The sequence below is a fragment of the Ruegeria sp. YTSA144 genome (assembly GCF_059610125.1).
Genome location: NZ_JBXWNA010000001.1, coordinates 811918 through 828409, shown reverse-complemented (window position 1 = coordinate 828409; position 16492 = coordinate 811918). Strand labels below are relative to the sequence as shown.

14 protein-coding genes are annotated in these 16492 nt (G+C 51.5%); 10 read left to right on the top strand and 4 right to left on the bottom strand.

Annotated features, from left to right (window positions below):
- Positions 1-137 precede the first annotated feature (137 nt).
- Positions 138-317: a hypothetical protein gene (locus AC2FF8_RS04220; RefSeq protein WP_496878993.1), complete on the top strand. Its 180-nt coding sequence runs from the start codon at positions 138-140 to the stop codon at positions 315-317.
- Positions 318-759: 442 nt separating this feature from the next.
- Here the strand turns inward: AC2FF8_RS04220 and AC2FF8_RS04215 are convergent, their stop codons facing one another.
- The 3 genes from AC2FF8_RS04215 to AC2FF8_RS04205 all read right to left on the bottom strand — a co-directional run bounded on the left by AC2FF8_RS04215 (position 760) and on the right by AC2FF8_RS04205 (position 9732).
- Entirely contained in the window at positions 760-1659 is a 900-nt protein-coding gene (locus tag AC2FF8_RS04215; RefSeq protein ID WP_496878992.1) for an ArdC family protein, read from the bottom strand.
- A 376-nt stretch (positions 1660-2035) separates the two neighbouring features.
- Positions 2036-4858: a TrlF family AAA-like ATPase gene (locus AC2FF8_RS04210; RefSeq protein WP_496878991.1), complete on the bottom strand. Its 2823-nt coding sequence runs from the start codon at positions 4856-4858 to the stop codon at positions 2036-2038.
- Complete coding sequence (locus tag AC2FF8_RS04205; RefSeq protein WP_496878990.1) at positions 4855-9732, bottom strand: DEAD/DEAH box helicase; 4878 nt, start codon at positions 9730-9732, stop codon at positions 4855-4857. Before AC2FF8_RS04205 ends, AC2FF8_RS04210 begins: the two co-directional genes overlap by 4 nt.
- 714 nt (positions 9733-10446) lie before the next feature.
- On the opposite strand from AC2FF8_RS04205, the gene AC2FF8_RS04200 reads away from it, so the two are divergent.
- Together AC2FF8_RS04200 and AC2FF8_RS04195 are read left to right on the top strand one after the other, a co-directional pair.
- The gene (locus tag AC2FF8_RS04200; RefSeq protein ID WP_496878989.1) at positions 10447-10884 is read left to right on the top strand and encodes a hypothetical protein; all 438 of its coding nucleotides are present in this window, start codon (positions 10447-10449) and stop codon (positions 10882-10884) included.
- A gap of 224 nt (positions 10885-11108) precedes the next feature.
- Positions 11109-11540: a hypothetical protein gene (locus tag AC2FF8_RS04195; protein ID WP_496878988.1), complete on the top strand. Its 432-nt coding sequence runs from the start codon at positions 11109-11111 to the stop codon at positions 11538-11540.
- Here the strand turns inward: AC2FF8_RS04195 and AC2FF8_RS04190 are convergent, their stop codons facing one another.
- Positions 11541-12176, bottom strand: a complete 636-nt coding sequence (locus AC2FF8_RS04190) for a hypothetical protein (RefSeq protein WP_496878987.1) — start codon at positions 12174-12176, stop codon at positions 11541-11543.
- A gap of 141 nt (positions 12177-12317) precedes the next feature.
- On the opposite strand from AC2FF8_RS04190, the gene AC2FF8_RS04185 reads away from it, so the two are divergent.
- The 7 genes from AC2FF8_RS04185 to AC2FF8_RS04155 all read left to right on the top strand — a co-directional run bounded on the left by AC2FF8_RS04185 (position 12318) and on the right by AC2FF8_RS04155 (position 16470).
- The gene (locus tag AC2FF8_RS04185) at positions 12318-12779 is read left to right on the top strand and encodes a hypothetical protein (RefSeq protein ID WP_496878986.1); all 462 of its coding nucleotides are present in this window, start codon (positions 12318-12320) and stop codon (positions 12777-12779) included.
- A 100-nt stretch (positions 12780-12879) separates the two neighbouring features.
- Positions 12880-13215, top strand: coding sequence for a hypothetical protein (locus AC2FF8_RS04180; RefSeq protein ID WP_496878985.1), 336 nt, complete (start codon positions 12880-12882; stop codon positions 13213-13215).
- A gap of 95 nt (positions 13216-13310) precedes the next feature.
- Complete coding sequence (locus tag AC2FF8_RS04175; protein WP_271308719.1) at positions 13311-13601, top strand: hypothetical protein; 291 nt, start codon at positions 13311-13313, stop codon at positions 13599-13601.
- A gap of 149 nt (positions 13602-13750) precedes the next feature.
- Positions 13751-13873: a hypothetical protein gene (locus AC2FF8_RS04170; RefSeq protein WP_496878984.1), complete on the top strand. Its 123-nt coding sequence runs from the start codon at positions 13751-13753 to the stop codon at positions 13871-13873.
- A gap of 64 nt (positions 13874-13937) precedes the next feature.
- A complete protein-coding gene (locus AC2FF8_RS04165; protein ID WP_496878983.1) occupies positions 13938-15548 on the top strand; it encodes a type IV secretory system conjugative DNA transfer family protein in 1611 nt (536 codons plus the stop codon).
- 19 nt (positions 15549-15567) lie between these two features.
- A complete protein-coding gene (locus tag AC2FF8_RS04160) occupies positions 15568-15873 on the top strand; it encodes a hypothetical protein (RefSeq protein WP_496878982.1) in 306 nt (101 codons plus the stop codon).
- A 267-nt stretch (positions 15874-16140) separates the two neighbouring features.
- Positions 16141-16470, top strand: a complete 330-nt coding sequence (locus tag AC2FF8_RS04155) for a hypothetical protein (protein WP_496878981.1) — start codon at positions 16141-16143, stop codon at positions 16468-16470.
- Positions 16471-16492 lie beyond the last annotated feature (22 nt).

The following is a 16492-nucleotide window of genomic DNA, read 5'->3' as shown; positions in this document are numbered from 1 at the left end:
TGCACCAATCGCCTGTCTTCCTTTCTTTGATTCCTCACTGCCACGACAAGTAGACCAACCAAACCATCAAGCGCCTTGATGTGTGTGGGCCGAAAGGCCCTGAGTGGTTTGGGGCCTCCCTGACGATGGAGGATCACATGAAACTCGTCACACGATTTGAAGCAGCATCTCGCAGCACTGCACAATTGCAAGGTCTCTTCAGAGAAGCGTTCAACGCTTTTTCTGTTGCGCCGCGCGGTTCCGAGGAGCGCCAAGATGCTCTGGCTTCTCTTGAAAACATCGAGGCTGAACTGGCATCAAGAATGCCAGGGCTTTAAGCCTCGCGCGGTGGGCCGAAAGGCCCACCGCAAATAATTCGGGAAACGCTCATTTATTGAGCTCAAAACTTGGGCAAGCGACCCAAGGAAGAGAACACACTCCGTGCTTTTGGCAGCTATCAATACACTGTTGACTAGAGCTAAACTTGCTTCTCCATCCCGTTTCGCAGAGCTCATGACACTTTACAACCTCTGCCGGCGTAATGTGACGTTGTTGATTTGGAAGTGTTGCGAATGCTATCGCGCCTATCGCTATGGCAGCCATGAACAAAAATAGGGCAATGCCTTGTACCTTTGAAATTCGAATTAAGTCAGATTTCATGAAAAAAAGAATATCAGAAAGTATCGGGTGAATGGGGCGGAACTTTCTTTTTTTCCCCAACAAATGATTAGGCGGCGGGCCGAAAGGCCCACCGCAATTTTCTTTTGCTGCAAGGAGCGGCTATGCCGCCGCTCCAGCTTTTTTCTCTTCCCCTTGAAACCCGTTCAAGAAATCCGCCGCGCGCTGCGCATGGGCTGCTGCACTGAAGATCGCGCGCGTGTCGTTCTTCAAGACTTTCAGCCAGCTTTGAATATAGGCGGCATGGTCGGTGCCGGGCTCCGGCGTTAGGGCCAGATCAGCACAAAGAAATGCTGCGCCAAGTTCGGCAACCAGTTCTTCGCGTGCATAGCCTTCATCGCCCCATTTCTTGCGCCCGAATTCACGGTCAAGGCGGCTCTTGTGCTTTGTCCAGTGGGTTAGCTCATGCGCCAAGGTTGCATAATAGGCTTCAGGGCTGCGGAAGCTCTCAAAACACGGCATCTGCACATGATCGCTGCCGCCAGAATAGTAAGCGCGGTTTCCGCCGTGGCGAACATCTGCACCCGTCTTGGCAAAAAAGCTGTCCGCATGATCAATCCGCAAGACCGGATCAATGACCTTGGGCGGCTCGGCATAGTAGTGGTCAGGCAAGCCTTCGATCTGCTCCACATTGAACACTGAATAGCCCTTCATGAACGGGATTTTGCGTTCTTCCTCGCCCCCGTCGCTGGTCTCTTCAGTCTTTGTAATGGTGTTGGCATATACGACCAGATTGCCGCGTTCGCCCTTTTTGACGTGGGCGTCAAACTCCTTGGCCTGCTTGAATGTCATCCAGTAGGACGATGCATAGCCGCCTTCCATCGCTGCACCCCACAGCATCAAAACGTTGATCCCGCTATAGGGCAAACCGTTATGACGTAGCGGCTTGATGATCCGCCCATCTGTATTCGCAGAGCTCCAAGGCTTCAGCCAAGTGAGTTCGCCTTGCTCCAAATCTGCAATAATCTTGTCAGTGACTTTCTGATAAATGTCTTTTTTCATTGGCTTTTCCTTTCCTAGATAGCCGGTTGCGCATGCAACCGGGACTAGGCCCGCGCCAATGAGCGGGGGATGGCGGTCAAGACCCGCATGGCGTGAGGGGGATCACCCGCCCTGCACAAACGACGAAGGAGTGCGGAAGGACGGGGATACACGCCGTGCGCGCCCCAAAGGGGCGTTTAGGTCTTGATGGCCTAGGGGCCGCAGGCCCCACTTCAATCAAGAAAAAAAAGTCAGCCTCTTAGGGCTGGCAGGTTATGCGCAAGGGATCGAAGCCGGATGGCTGAAACCGTGCAGCGGGTTCGGTTCACGAGATCCCGTCCGCGTAGGTGGTGCGCAAATTGATCTCACATTTTCGACGGGTGGATATTTATGGAATCTAGAAGCCATATTTTTCACGCCTAAGATTAAACGCCGCTTCGCCACCTTCCATAATGCGCTTGATAGCTTCACGCACATCCGGAATATCAATCGCGCCCTCACCAGCGATCTTGCCCCCGGATTGGTCGCCTGCCTTGCGATACTCACACCATGCCACGAGCTCGGCATCACCATTCACAACCAAGTTAGCATTGTGACTTACGAAAACGATCTGACGTCTTTTCTTTGCCGACCAAACTTGCTCCACAATCTCCTGCATAACGGGGTTGTCGAGGTCTTCTTCTGGTTGGTCGATTAAGAGCGGTGGGCCTGCCTGATTCAAAAGTGTTCGCAATAGTGCTGTTGCTTGCTGACCAGATGAGGCATTCGAAAAATTGATGTATTCTCCTTCGCGCGAGCGATACTCAAAATGAGGCTGGCTTTCTATCTCGGTTAGGGAAAGCGAAAGCCAATCATCTGGTGCAAGTTTTCGCGCAAGTTTTTCGCAATCTGATTTTGTCGCGCCAGCACTCGACAAGAACGGCGTTTCGGGCAAATGTTCACTCGCCTCCACGTCTATATCAACATTTGAAAGATTTTCGAGGTCTTCGACTATGCCTATCCAAGCCTTATGCGGGTCTTCAGCATCGACAACAAAACTGGCTATTTGATCTATTTTGTCTCGGCGAATTCCTGATCCTGTCAGCTTTTCTTTGAGAACCTCAGTGAATCGGTCCGCATTCGTGTACCGCCGAACAACTGCTCTGATGAGGCCACTTGAACGGTTTGTCAGTGCGTCACACTGCTCTTGGATCAGTTTATCCCGCTCAGCACGAAACTCGAATAAGAGCCCTTGTTCGAGCACATACGTTTCTCCATCTTTCCGAATAGAGTTTAGTTCTTCAGATAGTCGGCTTATCTCACGCTGTAGGCCGGAAATCTTAGCTTCTAGGGCTTTTAGCTGTTCCATTCGATCTATGTGCGCCGATGAGCGACCTAGTGCTTCAGAATAGCTCTCGCGGTATGCTTCAAGGCGCGAGTCCCATTCACCCCATTTGCTATTCTCACGATCTCCGACGAGGTCATCAATTTGGCCTGCTAGATCACGAAGAGCTGAATCAACTTGCTCAACAAGCACATCATATTCCGCGATGACATCAGCCACCAATTTCTTTTCGGGGAAGCCTTCCTCAAACTCAGCAGTATCTGAACTCTTTTCGACATCTAGACGTCGAGCCAGCTTGTTGAGTTGTTCTTTGGTTTCAGACAAGCGGCTTCTTTTTTCTTCAACAATCTGCTCGGCACGGTCATACTGCGGGCCTAGATCGAGAAGTTTTCGATCCGCATCTGACAAGCCGCTAAGTGAAGTTCGAATCTGATTGGCTTGCTCTTGGTAAGAACGAAGTTCGAGGGTGAGCCGGGTTAGGTCTCTTTCAATCGTTTTTTGGCGCTGACGCGTCGAAAAACTCCGCCGGAGTTTGTCGGCTTGTTCCGAGATTTGTCTTTCAAGCCGTCCAAGCTCGGCGCGGATCGGCGCGTTAATAAAACGCGCCAGCTCATCCAGTCGAACGCTAACATTACTTAGCTGCTTTTGACTGTAAGCCTGAATAGGTAAAAGAGTACGGACTTCGCTCTCCGTGCAAGGCCGAAATGCATCTTCACCGACTTTGATTTGCACGGAACCATCTGTGCTTGCGCGACGCACTTGATGAGGCACGCCATTGACAGTGAAGGCGACATCAACTGTTGCGGAAAGTGGCTTTAGAGTCCCCTCGATCAGCCGTGCGCGCCGAGCCTGATAGTCCGGTGCTTCGTCATCGCTGGCAGCCGGTGGCTGATCACATAATGCCCAACGAAGGTATTCAAGAATGGTTGATTTGCCTGTGCCACGCCCGCCAATAAGTGCGTTGTATTGTGGGTTTAGCGATAGCTCCAAAGGACCGAGAAACGAGCTATTTTGAACACTGACGGAAGTTATAACCACAGAAGAAATGCTAGGTTCGGTATCGGAGATACGTGACTCCTGTGCCAAGCAAGCCTGTCGCAAAGCTTCAGCGGTCGGACTTGCCCATTTTATCCATGATGAGTGGACGCCCAGATCGCTATGATCTTCCCGACGGTTGTCCGAAGTTTGGATACAGGCAATACGTTTGTTACCCCAAGTCTTGTCTTTGCCACTGATAATAGTGCTTGCACCGGTTCCTAGAGATGTTCTTGAGCCATCCAGATAACCGCCAACGATTGGGGCATCTTTGTATTTAGGGGCCATCTTGCTTCGCAAAATTGAGTGTTTCTTCTTGCCGTCGGAAACATTTGGCAAAATAATGAAGCGATCTTTGAGCCAAGGATGCTTGTCTAGGGCATCCTTCAAGCTTCTGATTGATTGAAAGTGCTCTAACTGCTCCGTTTCGATTGTCTTGCTGTCAGTTTCTGGTGAAGGCGAAATCGTCAACGCAGTCATAACAGCATCGAAACGGTTATCTTCAAAATCTGCATCCAGAAGGATGATCGCTTGGCATGGCACGGCAAGCGTTAGCTCAATGCCAGGGAAAACAAGTATGCGCTCTCGCTCAGCAAGAGGGTCTCCGTTGTCGTCTGTCTCCTGCGCTGCGGCCTGTCGCACGTAGCGTACAAATGCCATGTCATGGTGATCGGTGATGGCAATCGCATCGAGACCTTTTTCACGACATGCCGCAATAAGGGTTGCCGCGTAATCGAGCCTTTCTTCCTCTGTGACACGAGGCGCACCAGTCCATTGCCGATCTCGTGGACTGTGAACCTGAAAATCACAACGATGGTAGTGGGCTCCCTTGTCGCCAGTGCCCGCAAATTCACTTGTCATCCGTCGATCTCCAATGGGGGCAGAGCACGAACGATTTTCATCGTTTCAAGGCTCACAGTGATTACGCGGCGGAAGAGGTCTAACGGGTAGCGCGGATCGCCAATCGTTTCGTTTGCGTAATCGTTTGCATCGTTAACGATACCGCTGCTCTTATCTTGCTTGACTACTTGACGCTCCATAACCCAATCCAGTGCTGGTTTGCCGTTGACAACATAGTCATAGGCTTCCAGTGGGATATTCTGCATAGTGATATTGGCGTTGTAGATGACGGTGGTCTTGTCTTTCTCTTTGCTCTTGCCACCAAACTTCATCTTGTTGACTCGGTAGAATTTTACCGGGTCGTCCTGTGCCTCGGGGATGAGTTCGTGGGTGCCTTCCTTAAATGTGACCATGTACGGCTCCACGCTCTCAAAATTCACATGCAGATCGCCCAGTGCACGGCCTGCGTCGCGGAAGGCGACGAAGTCGGCGAAGGTGTTGACCGCCGGTATGCGAGGCAGTTCCTTTGGTAGATTGTTCTTAAAGCGTGTTCGATAGTCCGGTGAATGGAGGACGCCATAGATATAATAAAAGATATCCTCCTTGCTCAACGTGCAATCAGGATAGGCTTGCCTGAAAAAATTTAAACCCCAGTCAGAGATACCATCTTTGCTTTCAATGTTTTGCTCATGACTGCTTAAGAGATCATGTTGATCGGGTTCTGTGGAGCTTGGCAATTTTAGAGGGAAGCATTGGCTATTGTAGTGGTACTTGTGCTCGGTCATCCGGTCACTCATCAGCGCACTGAAATGCTTCGCCTCGCCGACCCCAGTTAGACAAATGGTTCGATTATTCGTCTCTGCTGACGGATAGATTTCCTGCATTTGATAGACGCTGTTGTTGAATTGCCGGTCAAAATACATCCATTGCGGTTGAAAGGGTCTATAAAAGATCGATCTAATTCTGTCCTCAACGAACTCGCCTCGTTTCCCCTTCTTAAGATCTGCTCTTAGCGTGCCATCCCAGCTTATTTTTTTGGTATCGTTGCTTGGTTCAAAGCTAGCTGAGTCTGAGGCTAAACGATCAACTTCATCGTTATAAAATGCGATCATTTGTTCCATTTTTGTCGCCACGGTGCCAGCAGACGAGTTGATGCACCAGAAGTCTCGATTGGTTTTTACTCCACTTGAATAATTGACGAAAATAGCTTCGTTCACGCCTTTGACTTTGCTACCAATTCTCGCTCCCAATTCGAAGCTGGGATCGCGTTGATTTAGCCAGTCGTTCTCACTGTTTGGGACGATTTCAGACCACAAACCTCTTTCACTTATTCCATCCACGGAAACCATTTCTCTAGCTAGATTCAGCTTTTGTTTTTGGTCAAGGTAGTCGTCAACTGCATAGAAGCGTATCTTACCAGCGAGGTCGCTCTGCGGTCGTTTGACCAGAACTGTTATAGCTATTGGCGACCGGCTGCCTGACAAGAAAACTTTGCCACCTTCCTTGCGAGATGTCTCGCCTTCTGTCCTTTGATTGCCTCTTAGATGAAACACGGAAATTTCGGTAAAGTCCTCGACCAAGCACTGACGCATCCCGTCCATAGCGTTTCCGTCGACCCAACCTGCATCCGTTACAAAGGCTATTACGCCCGAATCTCCGACCCGATCCGTTGCCCATCTAAACGCACGTATATAGCTGTTCTTTAGTGCTGTTTTGAGCTTAGCCTTGGAATTTGCTGCGTATGTCTTGGCTATTTTTGTATCAAGGTTCGCATAGTCGATATTAGATGCATCGTCGTTGTCTTCACGTTGACCGCCGGAGTACGGCGGGTTCCCGATGATCACCCGAATATCTAACCCCTTCTGTCGGGTCCGACGTTCGGAGTTGTCGGGCAGCAAGTTTGCTACCATGTCCCGCTCCTGCTCGTACATCTGGAATGTATCGGTCAGGAGGATGCCCTCGAAGGGTTCATAAGGTCTGTCTTCGCGCAATTCACCTTGCGCAAGCTCGTGATAGACCGTCTCTATGTTGATCGCGGCAATATAGTAAGCCAACAGCACGATCTCGTTGGCGTGGATTTCGTTCTTGTACTTATGCTCCAACTCTTCCGTTTCGATCAGGCCCGATTGCAGCAGGCGAGTGATGAAGGTGCCCGTGCCGGTGAAAGGGTCGAGGATATGCACTCCCTCGGAGCCGAGCGTCTGGCCGAACTGCGCCTTGAGCACGTCATTGACCGAGTGGATGATGAAGTCCACCACCTCGACCGGCGTGTAGACGATACCAAGCCGCTGAGTCAGGACTGGGAAGGCCCCTTTGAAGAAACTGTCGTAGAGCTTGTAAATCAGCTCCTGCCGCCCATTGGCGGTGATCACATCGGCGGCGCGGCGTTCCACGCTGGCGTAGAACTTCGACAGGCTTTCGGATTCCTTGGCGAGGTTGTGTTCGTGAAGCTGGCCAAGCACGACCTCCATCGCGCGGGAAACGGGGTTTTCCTTTGTGAACTGGCTGCCCTTGAAGAGCGCGTCAAAGACAGGGCGCGTAATAAGGTGCTGGGCCAACATCTCGACGGCCTCTGCCTCGGTAATCTCGGGGTTCAGGTCATCCTGTAGCTCTTCGAGGAAAGCGAGGAAGGCCGTGCGCTCGGGCCCATCCTTGGCAACGATGGTGGTGATGCGCGTGATGTGAGTTTGGGCGATCTTGGCAATGTCCTTAGCCCATGTATCCCAGTATTCGCGGGTACCGCACTTTGCGACAATCTTCGCCATTATCGCGCGGGTAAATTCGTCGAAAATCATTTCGCTTTGAGTGACTTCGTCGGGCTTGCGACCGCTAGGGACGTCGCTTCCGATACCCGCTCCAGGTTTTTTAGATTTCGCCTTGCTGGTCGCGAAGTCTTCCACAACCGCAGTCAACTCCTTCAGTTCGGTATCAGACGATATGCGTACTAGCTCTACCTTGTCGCTAATGTCCTCGCCCAATTCTGCTTGATTGATCCGCGCATCAAGGCGTTCGTCATGAGCGCGTAGCGCGTTGAGAATTTGCCAGACGACCTTGTAGCGTTCGTTGTCGTTCAGCGCTTCCTCCGGCGTGGTATTGGGGGGGATAGCAACCGGAAGGATAACATAGCCAAGCTTCTTCCCCTCGGCCCGTCGCATTACACGGCCAACAGATTGCACCACATCGATCTGACTTTTGCGCGGGTGCATGAACATGATAGCGTCTAGAGCCGGTACATCTACGCCCTCTGACAGCACTCTGGCGTTTGTGAGGATGCGGCATGTGTCATCACCAGCGTCAGCCTTCAGCCAACCTAGCATTTCTTCACGAGCGCTGGCATTGTCACTGCCGTCAATATGGCGAACTTCGGTATTCAGATGCCTCGCATTATCGATCAGATCGCTTCCCGTGTATTCGTCTACAACGTTGGCGAACTCATCCTCTATAATCTTAGACTTCGCGATGGTCTGACAAAATGCCAATGCGCGTTTCATTGGCAGCGGATCAAATTCTAGATCAGTTTTGATATCACTCTTCGTAAGCGCCTTGTAACAACCTATAATCTTGGTAGCGTCATCAAGGGTCAGTTCCGCGCCTTCCCTAAGGCGGCTTTGAATGGTGGTAGAGATGAGCCCTTCATCTACCGCCAGAACGACAACCTTATAATCCGTAAGGAGTTCCTGTTCGACTGCCCAACCGAAACCACGGTGGAAAAGGTCCTCACCAAATTTATTTTCATCGTCCATCGAAGCCAATTCAGCGTCATGGTCATCTGCTTTCCGTCTCGCAGCGTCCCCGAAGATGCGAGGCGTCGCTGTCATGTAAAGGCGTTTTTGCGCCGCTACATAATCATTGCTGTGGATTCGGACGAAGTTGCTGTCATCCTCATCTTTGAGGGTAACTCCAGTTGTTCGATGTGCTTCATCACAAATCACAAGATCGAATGAGGGCAGCCCATGATTCTTCTGTGCACGCGTGAGCACGTCGATAGAATGATATGTCGAGAACACAACCGTCATTTTTTCGGGGTTTGCATCAGTTACCTGGCGAGCAAGCTTTTCAGGGTCAGTGGTGGCGGGAAACGCCAGATCGTGAACGTTGAGGTCCAAACTGTCAGCGTCAGCGTTTCTGCCTACCTTGGTGTCCGAACAGGCTGAGAATGCTGTAAAGTCCTTTTGAGCGTCATTCTTCCACTCACGGACAGTTTGCGACATTAGCGCGAGTGACGGCACCATAAACAGTACGAGCTTTTCAGGCCCAGCTATCTTCTCGGCGATACGAAGTCCGGTGAAGGTTTTGCCGGTACCACAAGCCATGATGAGCTTACCACGATCCTTCTTGGCGAGCCCGTCGGCGACAGCAGTCAATGCATCACGCTGATGGTCTCGTAGTTCCTTTTTTGGTGCGAGGTTGACGTTGCCCGTTCGAATATACTGAGACCAGTTTATGCGGCTAGCTTCCAATTCATTGATACCAATTCGGTTCCAATCCTTGGAAAGCTTGTCGAGCGTCTCCTTTGTGTTCCGGCCAAAGTCTTTCTGAGTGGTGTCAGCTATCACAAGACGCGTAAATAGGTCGTTTGAGGCAGCCGAAATAAAACTGTCGATATCGGGCTTTTGTATAGTGTGGTTTGGTGCGTAGAACTTGCACTGAATTGCTGCATACCCTGATCCGTCAGCTAAGGTGGCGACAAGGTCAATTCCTGTATCAGTATTGCTCCATCCTTGTTCCTTTGCCCAGTCGGAGAATGGCACCACTGCCGAATAGAACTGCTTTTGCGTATCATCGTTTTCCAAAAAAACGCGGGTCAATCGCTCAAAGTAGTCCCCTTTTTCACGCTCGCTACGAGCAGCTTTACGGTAGTCTTCAAGTAACTCGTGCAGTGAAATCTCTGTCATGGTGGTTTGCTCGTCCCTACGTTTTTTTTGAGCATAGCCTGCTAATTGCCCGAACGGGAGAGCAACCTAGGGTTTTTCCACACCCAAGGATGAAAAGACGAACAACTCAATAGCAGCAGGAAGGGTCAGTTCCATACAACGGGTTCAAGCAGCACCATTTTTTAGCGATTACCTAGGCTTGCCTTCACCACGCATGCTACGGGGATGAAGATAAGAATTTCGTGCAACATGAGCTTCTTGTCGATGGGATGGTTCCAAGGAAGGGCAGCGCGACAGCTCCCTTCCTGGTCAGGATTGCACAAGGGCAGGATCGCCCTTTGCTCTCGATGAAGTCGTCTCCATGAAGTGGTCTGGGGTCTTGGGGGCAGGAACGCCCGCCAAGTCGATGGGTGCAGGGAGAGCGAAGTCTTCCGCGAGTGGGTTTCAAGGGGGCGCGATAGCCCCATTGATCCATGGTTCGGGGCAGGTGGAGAGGGACGTCTCCAAGCCCTGCGAGTGTTTGACCGGCGATACGGTCTTCTGGCTCTGGAATGGGTTCAATACCCTGGAAGAGGCACAGTCGGGGGGATGCAACGGGGGCGCACAGCGGGCCCCCTTGCCAAGATGCGGTGTACTACACCGCACATCTTGCGGGTGAGAGATATCGGAAAGGAGCGTAGAGCATGAAGTCAGAAACCATGAAGGTTAACCAATTCTTAAGGCGAATTTGCTAGAATGAAGTCAACAGTTTATGAACGATTTGAGGAAGTTATGAGTGAAAATGAAGTTATTGGTGAAAATCTGGATTTGAGGTCGAGCTTTGATGCTGCGCATCCTTGTAGTAACCCAGATGTGGTTGAAAACTTGGACGGCTGGGCATCGACACGCAATGAAGCAGCCGCCGCTCGGATTGTAATCGATTCTATCGATACATACGCAATAATGAATCCAGATATTCCCCTCGGAATTCTTTTGCCGTTGATCGAAATACAAGACAGCATAAAAATACCTGGAAATCTTGAGTTTAGTGCTGCTGTAGATGTCTTGCAATCCAAGGTTGATCATAGCCCAGAAAGCAGTGAGGAATTTGCGACCAAGCTAGGCGCAAATACGTGTGAGCAGCTAACCAATGGCAGTGTTGCCGGACAGTTGTTAGGTATTCCAAAATTCTGATTTGTTTGCCTTCAATGCATTGTTGATAATGTCTTAGAGATTGCTTCCTCGCTGTGCCACATCGGGGCAGTTTCAGTACGCAGCTTTTGCCACCTTATTTCTTGGAGACATACGGCATTGGTCAAGTGTGTTTTTGCCATTTGATGTTTTGGCCTTTGCACCACCTATCATGGTTCTTCGTGGTCTGATAAAAAGCCCAAATTATTGAAGGCAGGAGGAAAGTCGTGACCACAGACGCGGTACTTGCAAAGCAGATTTTTTCACGAACTGCTTTGAGCAGCGACGACGTGGTTGCCGAGCGAACGATCGATCTGGTCATTCAACAGCTACAACAATCTGCGATGTTCTTTAGGGAACGTTTGGAGGAGGGATTCTTCGCAGATCAGAGCATCGAAGTCGCCAAGGAGCTGGGGCAAAAGTCGGAAAGATTGGCAGGACAGCTCGCGCAAGATTACATGGCAACAATTGAGTTCGATGGCGAAGAGATTGCTGCGCACCTAGCTGCTGCCGATCATATCGAACGTCTCGCCAAAGTTCTGCGCGGTCTAAACCTCGATCCCGAGTGGAAAGAGTATTACGACGACATCGCGCGCAAGCTGAACGAGTACGCCAACGGATTGCGTCTCGATCCTGAGAGCTCTTTCAGGTTCATTTGATCAGAGCGGTTCTTCCTCGAAGCGCCTCAAGAAGAACTCCGGCCCAAAATTTTCGGGTGGATTGAATTTTGAATTCTTAATCTCCATCGCGCTTCTGAGCATTATCTCAATGTAGTGAGGTTTGAAATTCTTCTTTGGGATACCGCCAACTCGAAGATCGTGCTTACCCCAAATCTCTCTGACTTGAGCATCGAAGTCGAAGTCCAGAGCAATCGGGCACTGTGTGCACTCCGTACCGTGTTTCTTTCGTACGAAGGTAAGAGCCTTCTGCCGATGATCGTCATTCGGATCGGTGCCTCGAAACTCTGAAGAATAGGTTGGACTTCGATACATCCGGTCATCGACATAGGCTGGGCATTCAAAAAGACAGAAGTGAATCTTCTCCCAGATTGGATCGTCGTTGGCAGGCAATTCGTCATCAACACCCAGCCACCCAGTAAGCTCCTTGTCAGTTGAGAGGCGTTCGCGGAACCTGTTGAACAGTTCACGGATCGTGCGCTCGGAGCGCTCTGATTGCCGTGAATATGCAGCCGCGCTTAGGCCGCCCATGTACGCCATGAATGCCTGAACGAACTCATCCTCACTGAGCTTTGTGTTCCTGCAGTATCGGTTTTTCGGTGTGTACTTTTTGGGCATTTCGGCGAACCGCAATCAAAGGGGAATATTCTTCCTGAGGTTAAACGAAAAGTACGAAGCAAGAGCAAGCTTTGCGAAGGTGCGTGCACGGGTTCGGCGCTGACCCCACCGCAAACGACCACTTACATAGAGGATAAACCCATGCCTTACCGCCATCCGGCTGGCGTGACCGTGTTCTGCGCCAATAGCTACAGTCCGTTGCTCTCACTTGCTGAAGCTTCTTGCCCTATCAAAGTCACTGCTCTGAAGCGACGCATCCTAAGTCTGTGCGTCCATCATGGCAGGTTGCTTGATCAAATCGTTGATCTGAACCGCGACTATTCAGGACGCTTTTTCGATTCTGATGCAGGTTTCATTGACCCGCTAACTGGCAAGTTCCAGGAGGTCTTCGTGAACACAGACTGTTTGATCGAAGCCCCAGAAGAGTGGTGGCGTGACAATTTCGGTCCTGCCGTGTCTGCGAATCCTATCAACCGTGTGCGCTGCGAAGCGCAGCCACGGTGGCGAGCCTTGGGAAGCGTCTACTTTGCTTGGCACCCTTGGGAACGGGTGAAATGGAGCCTAGAGGCCGCAAACGACAATCGCGCTCCTGCTTCTGTGTGAGTTTTATCCACCGCTGACAGCGCTTCCGCTCAACTAAGTTCTGAAGCACCGCCCGACTCGGAGCGGTGCTTTTTCTTTCCTGACATCAAGAGGTGCCACCATGACCACAGTGTCTTGGCTGAGCCTGCTTGCCTCCAGTGGAGGCTTCGCAGGCGGAAGCTATTTTCTCAAAAGATTTGCTGATCTCGGAACGCTAGGCGATTTAGGATGCGCATTCGCAATCTTCGCGCTTAGCAACTTGATCTACGTGAACGTCCTCGCCAAGGGGCTTGGCCAAGGTGCTGCCATGTCTAGTATGACACATCTGATTTTGATGACCATCATTGGGATCACGGCTTTTGGCGAGCGTCTGACTTATCACCAAATCGGCGGTCTGATGTTCGCTCTTTGCAGTATCTGGTTGTTCGCTAATTCTACACAATCAGTCGCCAGCTAGGCCTATCCCCCGAAACGAGTTCGGTTGTCGATGTAGAACAGGATTCGAAGCGACACGAACTCGTTTCACAAACTACAAACTCGGAAAAAAGGAACATGAACACAAACCACGCAAAGGCGGGGCAGAATCTCTTTATGTCTTCTGTCACCGGCCTCGCCAATGTGCTGGCTTTTATTGCTGCGTTTCTCGGGGGTCCGACGCTCTACTACGCAACGGCTCCCTACGTTTTGGAATTGACCTACCAGACCTACGGTGGCGAGATCATCGGTCTCGCGAAGCTGGTTTGGTACGGCCTGAGCTACCTGCTCATCTTCTTCGTGGCACGCGCAACAATCGGAACAGCACTGATTTTCGGCGGATTGGCAATCGTCACCCGCTTCATGTGAGCACTCAACAAAGGAGGAAGTGCAATGCCCAAATACCGTCACGTCGGAAACGTTTACAAGAAAGAGGAAAGTGTCTGGCCTGCTGTAATCGCTGTGGTGATCTTCCTGATCATCATCGGCGCGGCAATAGGCTGAGAAAAGAGGTAAAAATGGCGAAATACAACGAAGTGGGCAAGGTCTACAAGAAAGAGAAAGAACCCTTTTTCTGGACCCGTGTCTGCATCTCTCTTTTCTTTTTGTCCTTTGCCGTCGGCTGGGCTCTGAACCACTGACTGCAAGACATCGAAGCAAACGAAGGGTCGCCATTCGGCGGCCCTTTTTCTTTGGGAGAAACAAATGACCTTTGACAATGAATCTAACCGTTTTGGTAGCGCAGTATGGGCCACCGAGCGTCAAATATCTCGCGCTGACATCTTGGGTGGCGCGGGCATGCAGTTCGGCTATTTGGGGCAGTCTGCACTGACCCTTGAAACGGATGCGCCACGGCTAACAATTGCCGGTGCCGGGTCGGGAAAAATGCGCGATCTTCTCTCGATGGCCGTGGCCGGAGCTGCCGGAGCGCGAAACTTCATCCTTGATCCGCGCGGCGAAATAGCCTCGGTTACGATGCTCAATTTCGCAACTGCGGGCGCGTATTTATACTGCTGGAACCCAACTGGACTCCATGACCTGCCACAGCATGCCATGCAGCCTCTCGATATCTTGAAGATGGAAAGTCCGTCTTTCCACGCGGACTGCAAGTTCATTCTGCAAAGCCTCATTCCGGTCAGTGGTTCGGCGAGCGGCAAATACTTTGAGCTAAGAGCGCAAGAATGGGGTGAGGCCTTTGTCAAAATGCTCGTTGAGCGCGATGGCGAAGTGTCATTCCCATCGCTCTACCGAACCCTAAACGCAATCGAGTCCAACACGGGCGAATGGCCCGACATCCTGGAATTTATGCTGGGCTCCGGCATGGAAAGCGTACGGCGTTGTGCTGGCGAGATGCTGGCCAAGCAGCAAGACAGTCCCCGCGAGTTCGGAAGCATCGTCGGCGAACTCTATGCTTACCTGAATTTTCTAGATGATCCGATGCTTCAGCGTGCTCTTGAGAAGCCGCGTGCATCGCTGTCAGCAACCTGTGATCCAGCACAGCCCGCGACCTGGTTCATCAATGTGCCAATTGAATATGTGTCGATCTGGGCTCCGGTGCTGCGCACGATGTTCACTGTGCAGATGCTCTACAAGTCCCGCAGTCCGTCTTCACCACCAGTGAATATGATCATCGATGAAGCCGGTCAGCTCGGTAATTTCGATGCGCTCCTGCGGTCTTTCACCTTCGGACGTGGCGCTGGAGTTCGTGCTTGGGCCTTGTTTCAGGATGCGGGGCAAATCACCCGCAATTTCGGACCCACCGGTTTGCAAGGCTTCATGGGATCGGCGGCGCTCCGTCAGTTCTTCGGAATTCGAGACTACCAAACTGCGCTGCTCGTCTCATCTATGCTCGGCCAGGAAACCCTCGAATACGACGACACGCTGCGCCAATCCCAGGCACGAAAAGCCAAACGGCATGCGGCCATGAGCATCCTTGGTGGCAATGATCCGTTCGCTGCGGTTCAGAATTACCAACACCACGCATTCGAAGAAACACACCGAACGAAACAAGCGAGGTCGCTTATGACCCCTGATGAGATTTTGGCAATGCCGGAAGACCGAATGATCGCATTCGTGTCTGGAAAAAGTCTCGGGCCGATCCTTGGTCACAAATATCCGTACTACACGCGCCCTGAATTTGCAGGACAATTCCTGCCCAATCCGTTTCATCCGCCCTTGGACCACGTTCCTATCCCCCGTCGATGGGGTCGAGGAAAGGCTAAAGTGATTACGGAAGCGGTGCCGAACAAGTTTGCGCACCTCCCGCAATATGACGCTGGCTCTTGGTCATACGTCCAAGGCTATCGCCCGCGCTAATCTAAATCAGGAGAAATCAATGTCCGAAGAGAAAGAGGATGACCGGCACCCGAAGGTGCGACACCGCGACGGTCTTGTGCAAGTCGCGGTATGGGAAAAGGAGACGGACAAGGGGCCGGTCTACAACACGGAAAGAACGCGCTCGTACCGCGATGAAGATGGGAAATGGAAGAAAACCCACTCCATTCCTGAACGCGATCTGTTGAAGGCGGCGCGCCTCGACCAGAAGGCTTACGAGAGCATCGCAAGGTTGCGGCAACAAGCGCAAGACGCGCCTGACAAGCGCGAACCGCGTCGCCGTCAACGCGATGACAGAGAGCGCTAAGTCAATGTGAGCGGGGCGTTCGGCAGTGCTCGAACGCTCTGCACATTCGCCTCTATTTTTGGCAAGAGCCTGCAATCCATGGTATAATTGGAAGTAGGTGCCAGTGCGAAAGCCCCGCTCATTAAGCGTCACACGCTTCATCGCACCATTAGCGACCTGAATTTAGTTCCGGTTGCGGAAACTCCTAGACACGCAAGTGCCTGAACGCGCCGTCCCAAGATGGCCGCAAGAGGCGTCTTCGTGCCAGCATGATAAGGATCAAACGTCGTGAAAGATGCTGAAATAAAAGACTGTCCCGATCTGGCCAAGGCCATGAACAAAGCAGCCAACGAAGGCCATCCTAGTCGGCTGGAGATCGATCTCGATCACTACCAGAGCTATCTGGATGATCCGGCTTTAACGCTCGACCAGAAAGAAGATATCGTCGGCGCGTTGTGGACGATCATCTCCGCCTTTGTCGAGCTAGGTTTTGGCGTTCATCCGGTCCAACAAGCCTGTGGAAAACCCGAAACGGCCCTTGATCTAAAGGTGAAATCGGAGTCCACTAAACCTAAGCAAGACAAGAATAACCCAGGCACAGACGCGCCCGCAATCTAGCGAGTGGCGCGAGAAAGAGAGG